The sequence below is a fragment of the Nonomuraea sp. NPDC049419 genome (genome assembly GCF_040676995.1).
Taxonomy (GTDB): Bacteria; Actinomycetota; Actinomycetes; order Streptosporangiales; family Streptosporangiaceae; genus Nonomuraea; species Nonomuraea salmonea.
Genome location: NZ_JBFAQB010000002.1, coordinates 498085 through 512462, shown reverse-complemented (window position 1 = coordinate 512462; position 14378 = coordinate 498085). Strand labels below are relative to the sequence as shown.

Here is a 14378-nt window from a genome sequence, read left to right as displayed (position 1 = left end):
TAAAGCAATATGTCTGCCATGTCGGAAGTTGTCCCGTTGCCGTCGTTCGGCGAAGTCTTCTTCGATGCGCGAGGTCAGGAGCGGTGCCTGCGTGTCACGTGGCATGAGGGCACGCTCGTCCTCAGCCTGTGGCGCGGGGAGATGTGCACAGCGAGCTTCCGCATGCCGATGGAGGATGTCGGCCGGCTGCTCGACACCCTCGATGAGGGGTACGCAGAGGCGACCGGCGAGCAGCCCGCCGTGCCGGCGCACGACCCGGGCACCGAGGTCATCCCCGGCACCGGTCAATACCACCGGCCGCCCCAGCCTCAGCAGCCCCAGGCGCAGCAGCCTCAGGGCCAGCCGCTGGACGACCGTCCCACGGCGGCGCTGTCGCCCAACGACGTGCTCGTGGCCCGGGGCAACCCGCCCCACCAGGACAAGCTCGTCGCCTCGTACGGTGACGCGGGCGCCCAGCGCGAGGCGTACGGCGAGACCACCGCGCCCCGCGAGCAGTACGGTGACCAGCGCAACCCCTTCACGGGCCCGCAGTACGTCGAGTCGACGGGCCCCCAGCCGAAGTACACCGGCGACCCCTACAGCGGCCCGCAGTACACCGGCGACCCGCTCAGCGATCCGCGCTACGCCCAGCAGCAGGGCAGGCAGCCCGAGCCGTTCACCGGCCCGCAGTACGTCGACCAGGACCCCGTCTACCAGTTCCCCGGCGAGCAGCGCCGCCCGTCGCCGCTGAGCACCGACCCGCTGGGCTTCCCCTCGCAGGCCGCCGACCCCTACCAGCAGGCGCAGCCCCGCCACGACCAGTACGCCGCCGACGCCTACCCCTCCCCCTCCGACCCCTACGCGGGCCGGCGCGCCGACGGCTACCAGCAGCAGGCCCAGCCCCAGCAGCCGCAGCCCCAGCAGCGGCCCGAGCCGCAGCCCAGCACCGCGGGCCTGGGCACGCCCATGCACGGCATCCCGGGAGCGGGCCGCCGCAGGCAGCCGCCGCAGCCCGCCCCCGACGACTACGGCTCCTACCAGAACCCGCCGGCCGGCCAGGCCAACCCGGTCGATCCGCTGCTCGCGCTCGGCCGCCAGGAGCAGCAGCAGTACCCGCAGTCCGAGGCCGAGCTGACCCGGCCGTACGTCGGGGACCCCATGTTCTCCACGGGCGAGCGCCTGCGCCCTGACCAGCCCGATTACCACGAAAGAAGCGACCGCAGGGAGTGGTGACCGCCTGGTGACCGCCGCCCTCGCGCCGCCGGGTACTCTTCACCGCGAGACGATCGGCTGACACGGCCGTGACCTGACGGAGGGGGCGCTGGTGGGGTTCGGCATGGGCCCGCAACTGCTGTTGCTGGCCGGTGGCGCGGTCGCCGTGGCGGCGTTCGCGCGGCGCAGGGGCTGGCCGGCCCCGCTGCTGCTGGTCGCGGCCGGGCTGCTGGTCTCGCCGCTGGTGCCCGCGGTGCCGCTCGACCCCGAGCTCGTGCTCTACGTCTTCCTGCCGCCGCTGCTCTACTCCGCCGCCCTCGACAGCTCCTACCTGCGCCTGCGCGACGTCAGGAAGTCGGTCGGGCTGCTGTCGGTGGGGCTGGTGCTGTTCACCACGGTCGTGGTCGGGCTGCTCGTCCACCTCCTGCTGCCCGCCCTGCCGCTCGCGCTGGCGTTCGCGCTCGGCGCGATCGTCGCGCCGCCCGACGCGGTGGCGGCCGTCGCGGTCGGCCGCCGTCTCGGGCTGCCGCGCCGGCCGCTGACCATCCTCGTCGGCGAGAGCCTGTTCAACGACGCCACCGCGCTCACGCTCTACCGCGTCGCCATCGGCGCGGCCACCGGTGGCGCCATCAGCCTCTGGCACGGGATGGGCGAGTTCCTGCTCGCCGCCGTGGGCGGGGCGGCGATCGGGCTGGCGCTGGCGTTCGGATGCGCGTGGGTGCTCGAACGCACCAGGGACTCGCTGGTCGACAACACGGTCATGCTGCTCGTCCCGTTCGCCGCCTACCTGGGGGCGGAGTCGGTGCACGCCTCCGGCGTGATCTCCGTGGTGATCGTGGGCCTCTATCTCGGCAACCGCATGCATCTGCGCGGGTTCGGCACCCGGCTGGTGTCCGACGCCGTGTGGCGGGTCATCGTCTTCTTCCTCGAGACGGTGGTGTTCGCGCTGATCGGGCTGCAGCTCGTGCCCGTGATCGAGGGCATCGCCGGTTATCGGCCGTGGCAGGTCGCGGGGTACGCGGTGGCGGTGCTGGGGGTGACGATCGCCGTCCGGTTCGTCTGGATGTTCGCGTACTCGTACCTGATCGCAATGATCCGCGGGGGAGAGGCGCGGCCGACCGGGCAGCAGACGGCGATCCTCAGCTGGGCGGGCATGCGGGGCGTCGTCTCGCTGGCGGCGGCGTTCGCCATCCCCGAGACCGTGCCCGAGCGCGATCGGGCGATGCTGCTGTTCCTGACGTTCACCACCGTGATCGGCACGCTGCTCATCCAGGGCACCACGTTCCCCGCGCTGATCAGGAGGCTGCGGGTGTCGAGCGAGCAGGAGCGCTACGAGGACCGGCTGGCCGAGGCGGCCGCCCAGCAGGCGGCGCTGGAGGCGGGCCTGGCCGAGCTCGACCGGCTGGTCGCCGAGCACGGCCACGAGCCTGACGAGATCCAGAAACAGGTCATCGACCAGCTCAGGGAGAAGTCGTGGCGGCGCTCGCTGACCGCCTGGGAACGCCTCGGCGGCGGCACGGGGCCCGGCGGCGCCGAGACGCCGAGCGCGCTCTACCGGCGGTTGCGGCGGCGGATGTTGCAGGCCGAGCGGGAGGTCTTCGTCCGCATGCGCGACGAGCGGCGGCTCGATGACGAGGTGCTGCGCGAGGTGATGGCGCAGCTCGACTTCGAAGAGGCCATCCTCGACCGCTGACCGAGGCCGAGCGCCCGGCGGTCAGGGCCGCGCGCCCAGGGCTCGGATCCGGCGCCGGGGTGGGTCAGCCCATCTGGCTGTCGACGAAGCACCAGCGCCAGTTCTCGCCCCGCTCGTACGACTGCATGACGGCGTGGCCGGTCTCGTGGAAGTGCGCGGTGGCGTGCTTGGCCGGCGAGGAGTCGCAGCACCCGATGTGGCCGCACTCCAGGCAGCGCCGCAGGTGCACCCACCGCCCCCCGTGGGCCAGGCACTCCTCGCAGCCCTCCGGCGTGTTCGCGGCGGGGTCGCCCGCTTGTGACAGATGTTCGCACGTTGCCATGTACGCGATCCTATGCTCCGCCCGGCGATCCCCAGGACCGGGGCCGGTGGCGGGCGCGTAGGATGCCTGCGCACGTCGAGGAGGCTGACATGGGAGTCACAGAGGGCACCGGCGCCGGGGCCCAGCGGGTGCTGGTGCGCCGGGCGCTGCCGACCGACCCCGCCGTACGCGCGTCGACGTCCCTGTTCCTGGCCGAGGCCGAGCGCCAGGGGCTGGAGGCGGGGCGCCGCATGCTGTACGTCGGCGAGGAGCCCGCCCCCGATCATGTCGCCGCCTGCCTGCGCGTGCCGCCGGGCAGCGGCGTCATCGCGCGGCGCAAGCTGCTGACCGCCTCCGGCGTCCCCGTACGCATCGCCACCAGTTTCTTCCGCGCCGACCTCTTCGCCGGCACCCGCATCGCCGAGCCCGGGTTCGTCCGGCCGTCGCTGCAGTCGGCGCTGGTGGCGCTGGGCCACGAGTTCGGGCACGCCGAGGAGACGCTGGTCGCCCGCCCGCCGACCGCGTTCGAGCGCGAGACGCTGGAGCTGGCGGAGGGGGAGTGGGTCGTCCAGGTGCTGCGCACCGGCTACTCCACGGACGACGTGCCCGTCCACGCCCTGGAGACGATCTGCGCCGCCACCCGCCACGTCTTCACCATCACTCAGGTCACCGGACACGACGAGTTCTGAAAGTGTCGGAGGCGGCGGCAGACTGTCCGCATGATCGTGCAGAGTGTTGTTCTCACCGGCGCCGCCGGGCGGGTCGGGTCGGTGCTCCGTGAGCCGCTGCGCCGCCGGGTGCGCCGGCTGACCTCGATCGACCGGGTGCCGATGGTCGCGCAAGGGCCGGGCGAGGAGTGCGTGCAGGCCGAGCTGAGCGGCGCCGGCCCGTTGGAGCCGCTGGTCGCGGGCGCCGACGCCGTGGTGCACCTCGCGGGCGTGCCCGACGAGGCGCCCCTGCCCGACCTGCTCGACGGCAACGTGCTCGGCACCCATCACGTGCTGGAGGCGGCCCGGCGGCAGGGGGTGCGGCGCGTGGTGCTGGCCGGCAGTAACCGCCTGACGGGCTGCTATCCGGCCGCGCAGACCGTCTCGGCCGAGGCGCCGCCCCGGCCCGACGGCCTCTACGGCGTCAGCAAGGTCGCCGCCGAGGCCCTCGGGCGGCTCTACGCCGACAAGTTCGGGCTCGAAGTGGTCTGCCTGCGCATCGGCAGCCTGGAGCCCGAGCCCACCGAGGCGCGCCATCTTGCCACCTGGCTCAGCCCCCACGACTGCGCCGGGTTCGTGTGGGCCGCCCTGACCTGTCCCGAGGTGTCGTTCCGCGCCGCCTACGCGGTGTCGGCCAACACCCGCCGCTTCTGGGAGCTCGACGAGCACCTCGGCTACCGCCCGCGCGACGACGCCGAGACCTACCGCGACCGCCTCCCCGAGCCGGCGGCACCCGCCCACCGGCTGCAAGGCGGCGCCTACGCGACCCCGGAGTTCACGCTTCCCCACATCTCCGCGTGAGACCTCACGGTTCGGTGGTGGGAGTGGGGCTGGGGGAGAGCGAGGTCGTGGGGGTGGGGGTGGCTCCCGTCGCGTCCTCGTCCTCGTCCTTCTCCGGCTTCACCGGCGGGCAGCCCGTCGTGCAGCCCTCGAAGCGGCTGGTGAGGATCGGGGCGAACGGCGTCGGACGGACCTTGCGCAGCGCCTGGATCATGGTCTCCCGCCAGATCGGCCCGGGGACGCTCGCCCCCTGCACCGACCCGTAATAGCGCCCGCCGATCGTCACCCCGGTCAGCTTGTACTGCTGCGACCCCCGCGGATCGCCCAGGCTGACGGCGCCGGCCAGGTCGGGGGTGAAGCCGGCGAACCAGGCCGAGGCGTACCCGTCGGTGGTGCCGGTCTTCCCTGCGGCGGGCCGGCCGATGCCGCCCGCGCCCCGCATGGTCCCCTCGGTGAACACGCCCGACAGCACCTCGGCGGTGGCGTCGGCGATGGCGGGTTCGAGTGCCTCGCGGCACTTGGGGCGGTAGCGGGTGGTCGAGCCGTCCCTGTCGGTGATGTGGGTGATGGCCATCGGCGCGCAGTAGGTGCCCCGGGCGGCGATCGCCGCGTAGGCGGCGGCCACCGTCACCGGGTCGGTCTCGTTGATGCCGAGCGTGAACGTCTCGTACTCGCGCAGCTTCTTGCCGTCCGCGCGCCGGATGCCGAGCGACTTCGCGGTCTTGACGGTGTCGCAGAGCCCGACCCGCTGCTCCAGCTCCATGAAGAAGGTGTTGACGGAGCCCCACGTGCCGGTGCGCAGCGTCTTCCAGCCGGGCGAGCCCTCGTCGTTGGTGACGGTATGGGTGGGGTCGCCGATGCTCTGGCCTGCGCAGTTCTTGAACGTCGAGTACGCCGGCGCCCGATAGCCCGCTCCCGCGGCGAGCCCGTCGTCCAGCTTCATGCCCTCCTTGAGCGCCGTGATCAGCGTGAACGTCTTCATCGTCGAGCCCGGCTGGAATCCGACACCGCCCCCGTGCGCGGTGTCGGCGACCACGTTGTACGAGATCTCGTTCTTGCCGGCGTCGGGCCCGTACCGCCGGCTGGCGGCCATCGCCCTGATCGCCCCGCTGCCCGGCTGGACCAGCGCCTCGGCGGCCACGGCCCGGTCTGAGGCGTGCACGTATCGCTTGATGCCGCGCTCGGCGGCGGCCTGCGCGACCGGGTCGAGCGTGGTCCTGATGGTGAGCCCGCCCCGGTTGAGCATGGCCAGCCGGGCCTTGGCGGTACGGCCGAAGTCGGGGTTGCTCAGAATTTCGTGCCGGACATACAGGCAGAAGTACGGATATTTGCTGGCCTCGCAGCCGCCGGGCAGGCGCGTGCCCTTGTAACCGAGCTTCGTGGCCTTGGCCGCGGCCGCCTCCTCAGCGGTGATCTTGCCCAGCTCCGCCATCCGGTTCAGCACCACGTTGCGGCGGTGCAGCAGCCGCTCCCGGTGCTCAGGGCCGAGGTTGGGGTCGGTGGCGTTCGGGTCCTGCACGGCGCCGGCCAGCGTGGCGGCCTGCGCCAGCGTCAGGTCGGCCGCGTGGACGCCGAAGAACCGCTTGGCGGCGGCCTCGACGCCGTACGCGCTCGCCCCGAAGTACGCGATGTTCAGATATTTCTCGAGAATCTGGTCCTTGGTGTACTTCTGCTCGATCCCCATCGCGTACCGCAGCTCGTTGAGCTTGCGCGCGTAGCTGGCCTCGATGGCGGCGTTCCGCTCCGCCTCGGTGCCGGCCGAGTTGAGCAGCACCTGCTTGACGTACTGCTGGGTGATGGAGGAGCCGCCCTGGCTGGTGCGGCCCGTCTGCAGGTTCGTGGCGAGGGCGCGCAGCGTGCCCTCGATGTCGATGGCCCCGTGCTCGTAGAAGCGGAAGTCCTCGATCGCCACGATCGCGGTCCGCATCTGCTCGGCGATCTCGTCGAGGCCGACGATCTCGCGGTACTCCTCGTAGAAGCGGGCGATCTCGCCGCCCTTGGCGTCCCGCACGATCGTCACCTCTGCGGGCGGCGGCTCGGCGAGGTCGACCGGCTTGAGGTTCACCTCGTCCGCCGCCGCCACGAACCCGGCCCCCATGCCCCCGACGGCCGGGATCGCGATCGCGGCCACGAGCACGCCCGACCCGGCGGCGGCCGCGGCGAGGCGCAGAAGCTTCGTCCCCCGACGTCGCATCAGAGCCTGCCGAGTCCGCGGGCCAGGATGGTGGCGGTCTGAGCGATCACCTTGTCGTCGGCGGGCTGACCGGCGGCCGTGCGGTTGGTGTAGACGGCGAGGATGATCGGCTCGCGCGAGCGGCCGGACGGCCAGGCGATCGCGACGTCGTTGCCCGCGCCGATCTCCTGGTTGGTGCCGGTCTTGTCGCCGATGGTCCACTTCTTCGGCAGGCCGGCGCGGATGCGGGCGTCACCGGTCTCGTTCGCGATGAGCCAGCGGTTGAGCTGCGCGCGGTCCTTGGGGTGCAGCGCCTTGCCCGCGGTGAGCAGGCGCAGGTCGCGGGCGATTGCCGAGGGGGTGGTGGTGTCGCGCTTGTCCTTGGGCGTCCAGTCGTTCAGCTCGGTCTCCCAGCGGTCCAGCCGCGAGACCGGGTCCTTGAGGCTGCGGAAGTACCTGGTCAGCCCGGCGGGCCCGCCGAGCTGCTTGAGCACCATGTTGCCCGCGGTGTTGTCGCTCAGCGTGATGGCGGCCTTGCAGAGCTGCGCGACCGTCAGCCCGTCCTTGACGTGCTTCTCCGTGGTGGGCGAGTTCGGCTTCACCTCGGCCTCCGTCCACTTCACCCGCTTGTTCATCAGGCCGGGCTCGGACGTGCGGGCCTTGTGCAGCGCCGCGCCGCACGCCACCGCCTTGAACGTGGACAGCAGCGGGAACCGCTCACCCGATCGGTAGGCCACCGTCCTCCCCGTCGCCGTGTCGATCGCGTACGCCCCGATGCGCCCCTTGAAGGACGACTCAAGCGCCCGCAGTTCCTTGCTGACCAGCGCCTGGCCGGAGAGCTCGGCGGTGACCGCCGAGGCCGTGGCCGCCGAGGCGGTGGCGGGGCTCGCGGTCGCGGCCCCGCCGGCCAGCAGCGAGAGGGTCAACGCAGTCGCCTGCACCGCGGCCGAGAGCCGCCGGGCACGAAGGTGTCGCATGCCAAGTCCTTGCCGTCGTTCGATCAGATCAGAGGGCAGGAGCAAAGCAGACGCGAAAGCGCCATGTCTAATAGCGATATCGCGAAAGCATTCATATCGCTTTCCATATCCTTGCAGGTCAGTGCCCATTTTGCCGGATCGGCAACGTGGTTACCCGCCGCCCTCGCGAGCGGCCCATAGTGCTGGGAAAGGAGGATGACATGAAGGACATCACGCATCGGCTGATCGAGGGGCCCGCGGGGCGCATCCACGTGGCGGAGCAGGGCGACGGGCCCCTGGTGCTGCTGGTGCACGGCTTCCCCGAATCGTGGTACTCGTGGCGCCACCAGCTGCCCGCGCTGGCCGCCGCCGGATACCGGGCGGTGGCGATGGACGTGCGCGGCTACGGGCGGTCGGTCAAGCCGGCCAGGGTGGCGGCGTACCGGATGCTGGAGCTCGTCGCCGACTGTGTGGCCGTGGTGCGGGAGCCGGGCGGAGGGCCGGCGGTGATCGCCGGGCACGACTGGGGGTCGGGCATCGCCGCGCACAGCGCGCTGCTGCGGCCCGACCTGTTCCGCGCGGTCGCGCTGTTCAGCGTCCCGTACGCGCCGCGCGGCCCGCTCCGGCCCGCCGACGCGTTCGCGGCGATGGGCGGCGAGGAGGAGTTCTACGTCAGCTACTTCCAGGAGCCAGGGCGGGCCGAGGCGGAGATCGAGTCCGACGTGCGAGGGTGGCTCGCCGGCTGCTACGCCGCGCTGTCGGCGGACGGGCCGGGCGAGAGTGCCTTCTTCCTGCCCGCCGGCGGCCGGCTGCGCGACCGCTGGCCGAAGGGCGCGCTGCCGTCCTGGCTCGGCGAGGAGGACTTCGACGTCTACGCGGGCGAGTTCGAGCGCACCGGCCTGACCGGCGGGCTCAACCGCTACCGCAACGTGGACCGCGACTGGGAGGATCTCGCGGCCTGGGACGGCGCCCCGATCCCGCAGCCGTCGCTGTTCGTCGCGGGCGCGCAGGACGCGGGCGTACGGTGGCTGGCGGGCGCCATCGAGGCGTTCCCGCAGACCATGCCCGGCATGTCGGGCAGCCACCTGATCGACGGCTGCGGTCACTGGGTGCAGCAGGAACGCCCGCAGGAGGTCAACCGGCTGCTGACCGATTGGCTGGCCACGCTGCCCTGATCGTTCGGTCACGCCACGTGGCCGCCTGCTTGGGTAGGGTCAAAGTATGCGTTCACTCAAAAGCCGGTTCGTGCCCCTGGCCCTCTTCGCCTCATGTGTGCTCGCGGCCGGTTGCAGTGAGGTCAATAACACCATCGACAAGGCCCAGGCCTGCATCGAGGCGCCCAAGATCATCACCGAGCTGGGCGCCGAGATCACCAAGCTGACCGACGACCCCCAGGCCATGGACAAGGCGATCGACAACGCCGCGGCCAAGCTCAACGACGTGGCCGACTCGGCGGCCAACACCACGCTCAAGGAGGCCAGCGACAACATGGCCGCCACGTTGACCGGCATCACGGTCAACGACGTCAACGACGCGGTCGACGCCGCCCAGAAGGTCGCCACCGAGAGCGCCGACTACGTCAACCAGGTCGCGCAGGCCTGCAGCTGACCCCAGGGACAATCCCGGCATCTCTAGGGGAAATGGGGACGAATTACCGTTTCTCCATGGAACCCGACCCGCGTTTCACCTTGGCCAACGAACGCACCTTCCTCACCTGGCTGAGCACGGCGCTGGCGCTCAGCGCGGGTGGGGTGGCCATCGCGGCGGTGCCGTCCGACGTGTTCGTGCCGTGGCTGCGTACGTGCCTGGCCATCGCGCTCGTCACCCTGTCCGCGCTGGCGGCCGGCATGGCGTACCCGCGCTGGCGCAACATCCAGCGCGCGCTGCGCAAGCAGGCGCCGCTCCCGCCGCCCGCGCTCGCGGCCGTCTTCGGTTACGGCGTCGCCGCCGTCGCCGTGGCCGCCCTCGTCCTGATCATCCTGTCGGCGCGGGGCTGACGGCGAGGACGCCGTGGGCATCACTCCGGAAGAGGAGATCTGGGACGAGGGCCTGCAGAGCGAGCGCACCCGGCTCGCCTGGGTGCGCACCGCCGTGGCGCTGTCCACCGGCGGGCTCGGCGCCGCCGGCGTCGCGCTGCGCAGCGGCCTGCCGGCGCCCGCCATCGCCGCGTTCGCGCTGGCCGCGCTCTGCGGCGCCGTGCTGCTGATCAGGACCAGGCGGCGCTTCCGCCGCGTGCAGGCCGCCCTGCACGGCGGCCGCCCCCTCGACGCCGGGCTCGACGCGATCGTCGCCTGGCTCGGCACACTCAGCGTGGTCGCGGGCGCCGTGACCTTTGTGTTCACCATGCGGTAGGGCCGGGTTGCGACACGCCGGGAGGGAGGCGGACACTCGGAAGCAGGGGGTGACCTCATGGAAGAAGAACTGCGGATCGTGCCTTTCGAGTGTCAGCGCTGCTGGCACGTGTGGGAGGAGGAATACGTCGTCAGGCATCAGGAGGACCGTCACGGCAACGCGGGTGAGATCTGGCTGCGCGCCGGGCTGCCCGTCTCGCCGCCCTCGTCGGGCGCCATCTGCCCGCGATGCGGCTGCCAGCGGGCCACGACCTTCCCCGACGGCTACCTGTCACGCCATCCGGAGCTGAGGAGGGCGGCGGAGCCCGCCGTCCCCGACGAGACGCCGCTGATCAGCCCGGTACGCCCGCCGCTGTACTGAACTCCCCGACCCTCCATACAGAGCCGGCTCCGGCACCCCTACAGGAGCGCCGGAGCCGGAACCCTCTAGCTGAGGCTCTCCAGCCACGCCTGGTGCAGCCCGGCGAAACGGCCGGACGCGGCGATGAGCTGGGCCGGCGGCCCGTCCTCGACGATGCGGCCGTGCTCCATCACCAGCACCCGGTCCGCGATCTCCACCGTGGACAGCCGGTGCGCGATGATCAGCGCGGTGCGCTCGGCGAGGATCGTCCGCAGCGCCCGCTGCACCAGCCGCTCGCTCGGCACGTCGAGGCTGGAGGTGGCCTCGTCGAGGATGAGCACGGCAGGGTCGGCGAGGAACGCCCGCGCGAACGCGACGAGCTGGCGCTGACCGGCCGACATGCGCCCGCCGCGCTTGCCCACCTCGGTGTCGTAGCCGTCGGGCAGCGACGAGATGAACTCGTGGGCGCCGATGGCCTTGGCCGCCTCGCGTACCTGGTGGTCGGTGGCGTCGGGGCGGCCGAACCTGATGTTGTCCGCCACCGTGCCGTCGAACAGGAAGTTCTCCTGCGTCACCATGACCACCGCCTGGCGCAGCGTCGGCTCGTCGAGCGTGCGCAGGTCCACGCCGTCGAGCAGCACGCGGCCCTCGGTCGGGTCGTAGAAGCGGGAGATCAGCTTGGCCAGCGTGGTCTTGCCCGCGCCGGTCGCGCCGACCAGCGCCACGCTCTGCCCGGCCGGGATGGTCAGGTCGAGGCGCGGCAGGATCGGCATCTCCTTGACGTAGGAGAACTCGACGCCGTCGAAGCGCACCTTGCCCTGCGCCCGGCCGCCCGGCAGCGCCGCGGGCTCGCGCGGCTCCGGCACGCCGGGCTCCTCCTCCAGCACGCCGGACAGCTTCTCCAGCGCCGCGCCGGCCGACTGCAGCGTGTTGTAGAACTGGCTGATCTCCTGCATCGGCTCGTAGAACTGGCGCAGGTAGAGCATGAACCCGGCCAGCACGCCGACCTCCACCTCGCCGTGCAGGGCGAGGTAGCCGCCGTAGAGCAGCACCGCGCCGATCGTCATGTTGCCGATCAGCTTGATGCCGGTCATGAACGTCGCGCCGAGGATCATGCTGCGCGCGTTCGCGTCGCGGTAGTCGTCGTTGAGCTGCTCGAAGATCTCCTGGTTACGCGGCTCCCTGCGGAACGCCTGCACCGCGCGGATGCCGATCATCGACTCCACGAAGTGCACGATCACCAGGGCGACCGTCTCCCTCGTCCGCCGGTAGACGACCGCCGACTGCCGCTGGAACCACTTGGTGAACAGCAGCAGCAGCGGCAGCGGGACCAGCGCCACGAGTCCGAGGTGCACGTCCAGCACCAGCAGCAGCACCGCCGTGCCGACCAGCGTCAGCACCGCCTTGACCAGCGCGTCGAACCCCGACTGCACCAGCTCGGCGATGGCCTCGATGTCGGAGGTCAGCCGGGAGATCACCCGGCCCGAGGTGTACTTCTCGTGGAAGCTCAGCGACAGCCGCTGGAAGTGGTCGAACACCCTCCTGCGCAGCGTCAGCAGGATGCTCTGGCCGACCGTCCCCATCAGCCGCAGGAACGCCTGGCGGGCCAGCGCCTGGGTGACCGCGGCGGCCAGGATCACCCCGACCACGGTGAGCAGCACCGTCGGGGCCTGGCCGCCGGTGATCGGCGGGATGCCCTGGTCGATGCCGACCGAGACCAGGAACGGGATCGACAGCCCGGCCGCGTTGGAGATCACGATGATCAGGACGAGCAGCGCGATCTTCTTCCGGTACGGCCGCAGGAGATCGCCGAGCAGCCGCCGCGAGCGGGCCCGCAGCAGCACCGACACCTTCTCCGACAGCTCGTCCTGGTCCTCGGAGCCGACGCCACGCCAGGAGGCGTTCTTCTCGGGAGCCGTGGTGGTCGCCGTCGTCGTCATCGCAGCGCTCCTTCCGCCGCGTCGTCGAAGTCGGCGTCCTGCGCCAGGAGCTCGCGGTACTCCGGCACCTGCGCCAGCAGCTCGCGGTGCTGGCCGACGTGCGTGATCGTGCCGTCGCGCAGCAGCGCGACCTTGTCGGCCAGCAGCACCGTGGAGGCGCGGTGGGCGACCACGATGCCGGTCGCGTCGCGCAGCACGTGCCGCAGCGCCTCCTCGACGAGGGCCTCGGTCTCGGCGTCGAGCGCGGACAGCGTGTCGTCGAGCACGAGGATGCGCGGCTTGCTGAGCACCGCCCTGGCCAGGGCGAGCCGCTGCCGCTGCCCGCCGGACAGCGACAGGCCCTGCTCGCCGATGCGGGTGTCGAGACCCCACGGCAGGTCGTGGACGAACATCGCCTGCGCGGTCTGGATGGCCTGCTCCAGCTCCTCCTCGGTGGCGTCGAGCCGGCCCAGCATGAGGTTCTCGCGCACGCTCATCGAGAACAGCGTGGGCTCCTCGAACGCGGTGGCGACCACTTGGCGCAGCTGCTTGAGGTCGAGGTCGCGGACGTCGTGACCGTCGATCGTGACCCGGCCGGAGGTGGGGTCGAGCAGGCGGGGCACCAGCGCGGTCAGGGTGGTCTTGCCCGACCCCGTGGCTCCCACGATGGCGACCGTCTCGCCCGGCCGCACGTCCAGCCAGACGTCCTGGAGCACGGGCTGCTCGGAGTCGGCGAAGCGGAAGCCGACGCCCTCGAAGCGCAGGTGACCGCGCGGCTCCTCGATGACGTCCGAGCCGCTCTCGATGGTGGGGACGGTGTCCATGACCTCCATCAGCCGGTCGGCGGAGGTCATCGCCTCCTGTGCCATGACCAGCAGGTAGCCGAGGCTCGCCACCGGCCAGACGAGCTGCAGCATCAGCGTGGTGAAGGCGACCAGCGCGCCCAGCGTCAGCGCGCCGGAGCCGACCGCCAGCGCGCCGAGCAGCAGCACCAGAGCGAGCGTGATGTTGGGCACGATCTCCAGGAAGGAGAAGAACTTCGCCGACAGCCGCACTTTGCTCATCGAGGAGCCGTAGACCTTGAGCGCGGCCTCGTCGTAGCGGTCGAAGACGTGGTGGCGGCGGCCGAACGCCTTGATCGTGCGAATGCCGATCGCCGACTCCTCGACGAACGTGGCGAGGTCGCCCTGCTCGTCCTGGACCTGGCGGGAGATCTTGATGTAGCGCCGCTCGAAGCGCTGGGAGGTCATCACGATCGGCACGACCGAGGCCAGCACCAGCAGGCCGAGCGGCCAGTACTTGTTGAGCAGCAGCACGGTGACGGTGACGACCTGCAGCACGTTCATGACCAGGAACAGCGCGCCGAAGCCGAGGAAGCGCCGCAGGGTCGACAGGTCCGTCGTCGCCCGTGACAGCAGCTGGCCCGACTGCCAGTCGCCGTGGAAGGCCATGGGCAGGCGCTGCAGGTGGGCGTAGAGGTCGTCGCGGATGGCGGTCTCCAGGCCGAGCACCGGCTTGACCTGGATGAAGCGCCGGAAGAAGATCAGCAGCGCTTCGAGCGCGCCCACGCCGACCGCCAGCAGGCCGAGCGGCAGCAGAGCGCCGGGGTCCTTGTCGGCCACGGGCCCGTCGATGACCTTCTCGATGATGAGAGGGAAGACGATCACCAGGCCGACGCCGACGAGTGCGGTCAGCCAGATGACGACCAGCCGTAAGACGTATGGGCGGAGGTAGGACCGCATCCGCCACAGGGAGTTGGCGGAGAGCCCGGAGGAGGATCTGGAAGACGGCAGGGCAGGGCGAGGTTGGTGCGTATCGGGAGGCATCCCTTCTAGGCTAATACGTCAGATCAACCGATTTTCTGTGGCCTCAGGGTGGGTTTTCTGTACATGACGTGGGAAAACGTGAATAGTCATGCACTTTCGGCCGGTCCGTAAACCGCAGTTGACGACAGGAAGGAGGGCGGC

At 71.4% G+C, this 14378-nt stretch carries 14 protein-coding genes; 9 read left to right on the top strand and 5 right to left on the bottom strand.

Features of this window, described 5'->3' with window-relative positions:
• Positions 1-162 precede the first annotated feature (162 nt).
• Positions 163-1212 (top strand): hypothetical protein, encoded by a 1050-nt coding sequence (locus AB0K12_RS07615; protein ID WP_364556513.1) that lies wholly within the window; start codon positions 163-165, stop codon positions 1210-1212.
• Positions 1213-1303: 91 nt separating this feature from the next.
• Positions 1304-2884 carry a Na+/H+ antiporter gene (locus AB0K12_RS07610; protein ID WP_364556511.1) on the top strand — a complete coding sequence of 527 codons (1581 nt, stop codon included), beginning with the start codon at positions 1304-1306 and terminating at the stop codon, positions 2882-2884.
• A gap of 64 nt (positions 2885-2948) precedes the next feature.
• On the opposite strand, the gene AB0K12_RS07605 is transcribed toward AB0K12_RS07610, so the two are convergent.
• On the bottom strand, positions 2949-3206 hold the full coding sequence (locus AB0K12_RS07605) for a UBP-type zinc finger domain-containing protein (protein ID WP_364556510.1): 258 nt from the start codon (positions 3204-3206) through the stop codon (positions 2949-2951).
• Between the two features lie 89 nt (positions 3207-3295).
• On the opposite strand from AB0K12_RS07605, the gene AB0K12_RS07600 reads away from it, so the two are divergent.
• Together AB0K12_RS07600 and AB0K12_RS07595 are read left to right on the top strand one after the other, a co-directional pair.
• Positions 3296-3874, top strand: a complete 579-nt coding sequence (locus AB0K12_RS07600) for a UTRA domain-containing protein (RefSeq protein ID WP_364556509.1) — start codon at positions 3296-3298, stop codon at positions 3872-3874.
• 30 nt (positions 3875-3904) lie between these two features.
• On the top strand, positions 3905-4693 hold the full coding sequence (locus AB0K12_RS07595; RefSeq protein ID WP_364556508.1) for an NAD(P)-dependent oxidoreductase: 789 nt from the start codon (positions 3905-3907) through the stop codon (positions 4691-4693).
• 4 nt (positions 4694-4697) lie between these two features.
• Here the strand turns inward: AB0K12_RS07595 and AB0K12_RS07590 are convergent, their stop codons facing one another.
• Together AB0K12_RS07590 and bla are read right to left on the bottom strand one after the other, a co-directional pair.
• The gene (locus AB0K12_RS07590; RefSeq protein WP_364556506.1) at positions 4698-6866 is read right to left on the bottom strand and encodes a transglycosylase domain-containing protein; all 2169 of its coding nucleotides are present in this window, start codon (positions 6864-6866) and stop codon (positions 4698-4700) included.
• Positions 6866-7822: a class A beta-lactamase gene (gene bla, locus AB0K12_RS07585; protein ID WP_364556504.1), complete on the bottom strand. Its 957-nt coding sequence runs from the start codon at positions 7820-7822 to the stop codon at positions 6866-6868. Before bla ends, AB0K12_RS07590 begins: the two co-directional genes overlap by 1 nt.
• Positions 7823-8022: 200 nt before the next feature.
• On the opposite strand from bla, the gene AB0K12_RS07580 reads away from it, so the two are divergent.
• From AB0K12_RS07580 to AB0K12_RS07560, 5 genes are read left to right on the top strand one after another with little or no spacing between them, the layout of a single operon-like run.
• A complete protein-coding gene (locus AB0K12_RS07580; protein WP_364556502.1) occupies positions 8023-8976 on the top strand; it encodes an alpha/beta hydrolase in 954 nt (317 codons plus the stop codon).
• Positions 8977-9022: 46 nt separating this feature from the next.
• Positions 9023-9409 carry a hypothetical protein gene (locus AB0K12_RS07575; RefSeq protein ID WP_364556499.1) on the top strand — a complete coding sequence of 129 codons (387 nt, stop codon included), beginning with the start codon at positions 9023-9025 and terminating at the stop codon, positions 9407-9409.
• Between the two features lie 56 nt (positions 9410-9465).
• Positions 9466-9798 (top strand): DUF202 domain-containing protein, encoded by a 333-nt coding sequence (locus AB0K12_RS07570; protein ID WP_345387087.1) that lies wholly within the window; start codon positions 9466-9468, stop codon positions 9796-9798.
• Positions 9799-9811: 13 nt separating this feature from the next.
• Complete coding sequence (locus AB0K12_RS07565; protein ID WP_364556498.1) at positions 9812-10153, top strand: DUF202 domain-containing protein; 342 nt, start codon at positions 9812-9814, stop codon at positions 10151-10153.
• A 57-nt stretch (positions 10154-10210) separates the two neighbouring features.
• The gene (locus tag AB0K12_RS07560) at positions 10211-10513 is read left to right on the top strand and encodes a hypothetical protein (RefSeq protein WP_364556496.1); all 303 of its coding nucleotides are present in this window, start codon (positions 10211-10213) and stop codon (positions 10511-10513) included.
• A gap of 65 nt (positions 10514-10578) precedes the next feature.
• On the opposite strand, the gene AB0K12_RS07555 is transcribed toward AB0K12_RS07560, so the two are convergent.
• Both AB0K12_RS07555 and AB0K12_RS07550 read right to left on the bottom strand, forming a co-directional pair.
• Complete coding sequence (locus tag AB0K12_RS07555; protein ID WP_364556494.1) at positions 10579-12432, bottom strand: ABC transporter ATP-binding protein; 1854 nt, start codon at positions 12430-12432, stop codon at positions 10579-10581.
• Positions 12429-14153 carry an ABC transporter ATP-binding protein gene (locus AB0K12_RS07550; protein WP_364556493.1) on the bottom strand — a complete coding sequence of 575 codons (1725 nt, stop codon included), beginning with the start codon at positions 14151-14153 and terminating at the stop codon, positions 12429-12431. The genes AB0K12_RS07555 and AB0K12_RS07550 overlap by 4 nt, the downstream gene beginning before the upstream one ends.
• Positions 14154-14378: the final 225 nt, after the last annotated feature.

What these genes read in the sequence shown, in the direction of transcription:
- AB0K12_RS07595 (WP_364556508.1), top strand. Translation starts at nt 3,905, where the DNA reads ATGATCGTGCAGAGTGTTGTTCTCACCGGCGCCGCCGGGCGGGTCGGG.
- AB0K12_RS07550 (WP_364556493.1), bottom strand. Translation starts at nt 14,153, where the DNA reads ATGCGGTCCTACCTCCGCCCATACGTCTTACGGCTGGTCGTCATCTGG.
- bla (WP_364556504.1), bottom strand. Translation starts at nt 7,822, where the DNA reads ATGCGACACCTTCGTGCCCGGCGGCTCTCGGCCGCGGTGCAGGCGACT.
- AB0K12_RS07590 (WP_364556506.1), bottom strand. Translation starts at nt 6,866, where the DNA reads ATGCGACGTCGGGGGACGAAGCTTCTGCGCCTCGCCGCGGCCGCCGCC.
- AB0K12_RS07580 (WP_364556502.1), top strand. Translation starts at nt 8,023, where the DNA reads ATGAAGGACATCACGCATCGGCTGATCGAGGGGCCCGCGGGGCGCATC.
- AB0K12_RS07560 (WP_364556496.1), top strand. Translation starts at nt 10,211, where the DNA reads ATGGAAGAAGAACTGCGGATCGTGCCTTTCGAGTGTCAGCGCTGCTGG.
- AB0K12_RS07600 (WP_364556509.1), top strand. Translation starts at nt 3,296, where the DNA reads ATGGGAGTCACAGAGGGCACCGGCGCCGGGGCCCAGCGGGTGCTGGTG.
- AB0K12_RS07570 (WP_345387087.1), top strand. Translation starts at nt 9,466, where the DNA reads ATGGAACCCGACCCGCGTTTCACCTTGGCCAACGAACGCACCTTCCTC.
- AB0K12_RS07555 (WP_364556494.1), bottom strand. Translation starts at nt 12,432, where the DNA reads ATGACGACGACGGCGACCACCACGGCTCCCGAGAAGAACGCCTCCTGG.
- AB0K12_RS07605 (WP_364556510.1), bottom strand. Translation starts at nt 3,206, where the DNA reads ATGGCAACGTGCGAACATCTGTCACAAGCGGGCGACCCCGCCGCGAAC.
- AB0K12_RS07615 (WP_364556513.1), top strand. Translation starts at nt 163, where the DNA reads ATGCCGATGGAGGATGTCGGCCGGCTGCTCGACACCCTCGATGAGGGG.
- AB0K12_RS07575 (WP_364556499.1), top strand. Translation starts at nt 9,023, where the DNA reads ATGCGTTCACTCAAAAGCCGGTTCGTGCCCCTGGCCCTCTTCGCCTCA.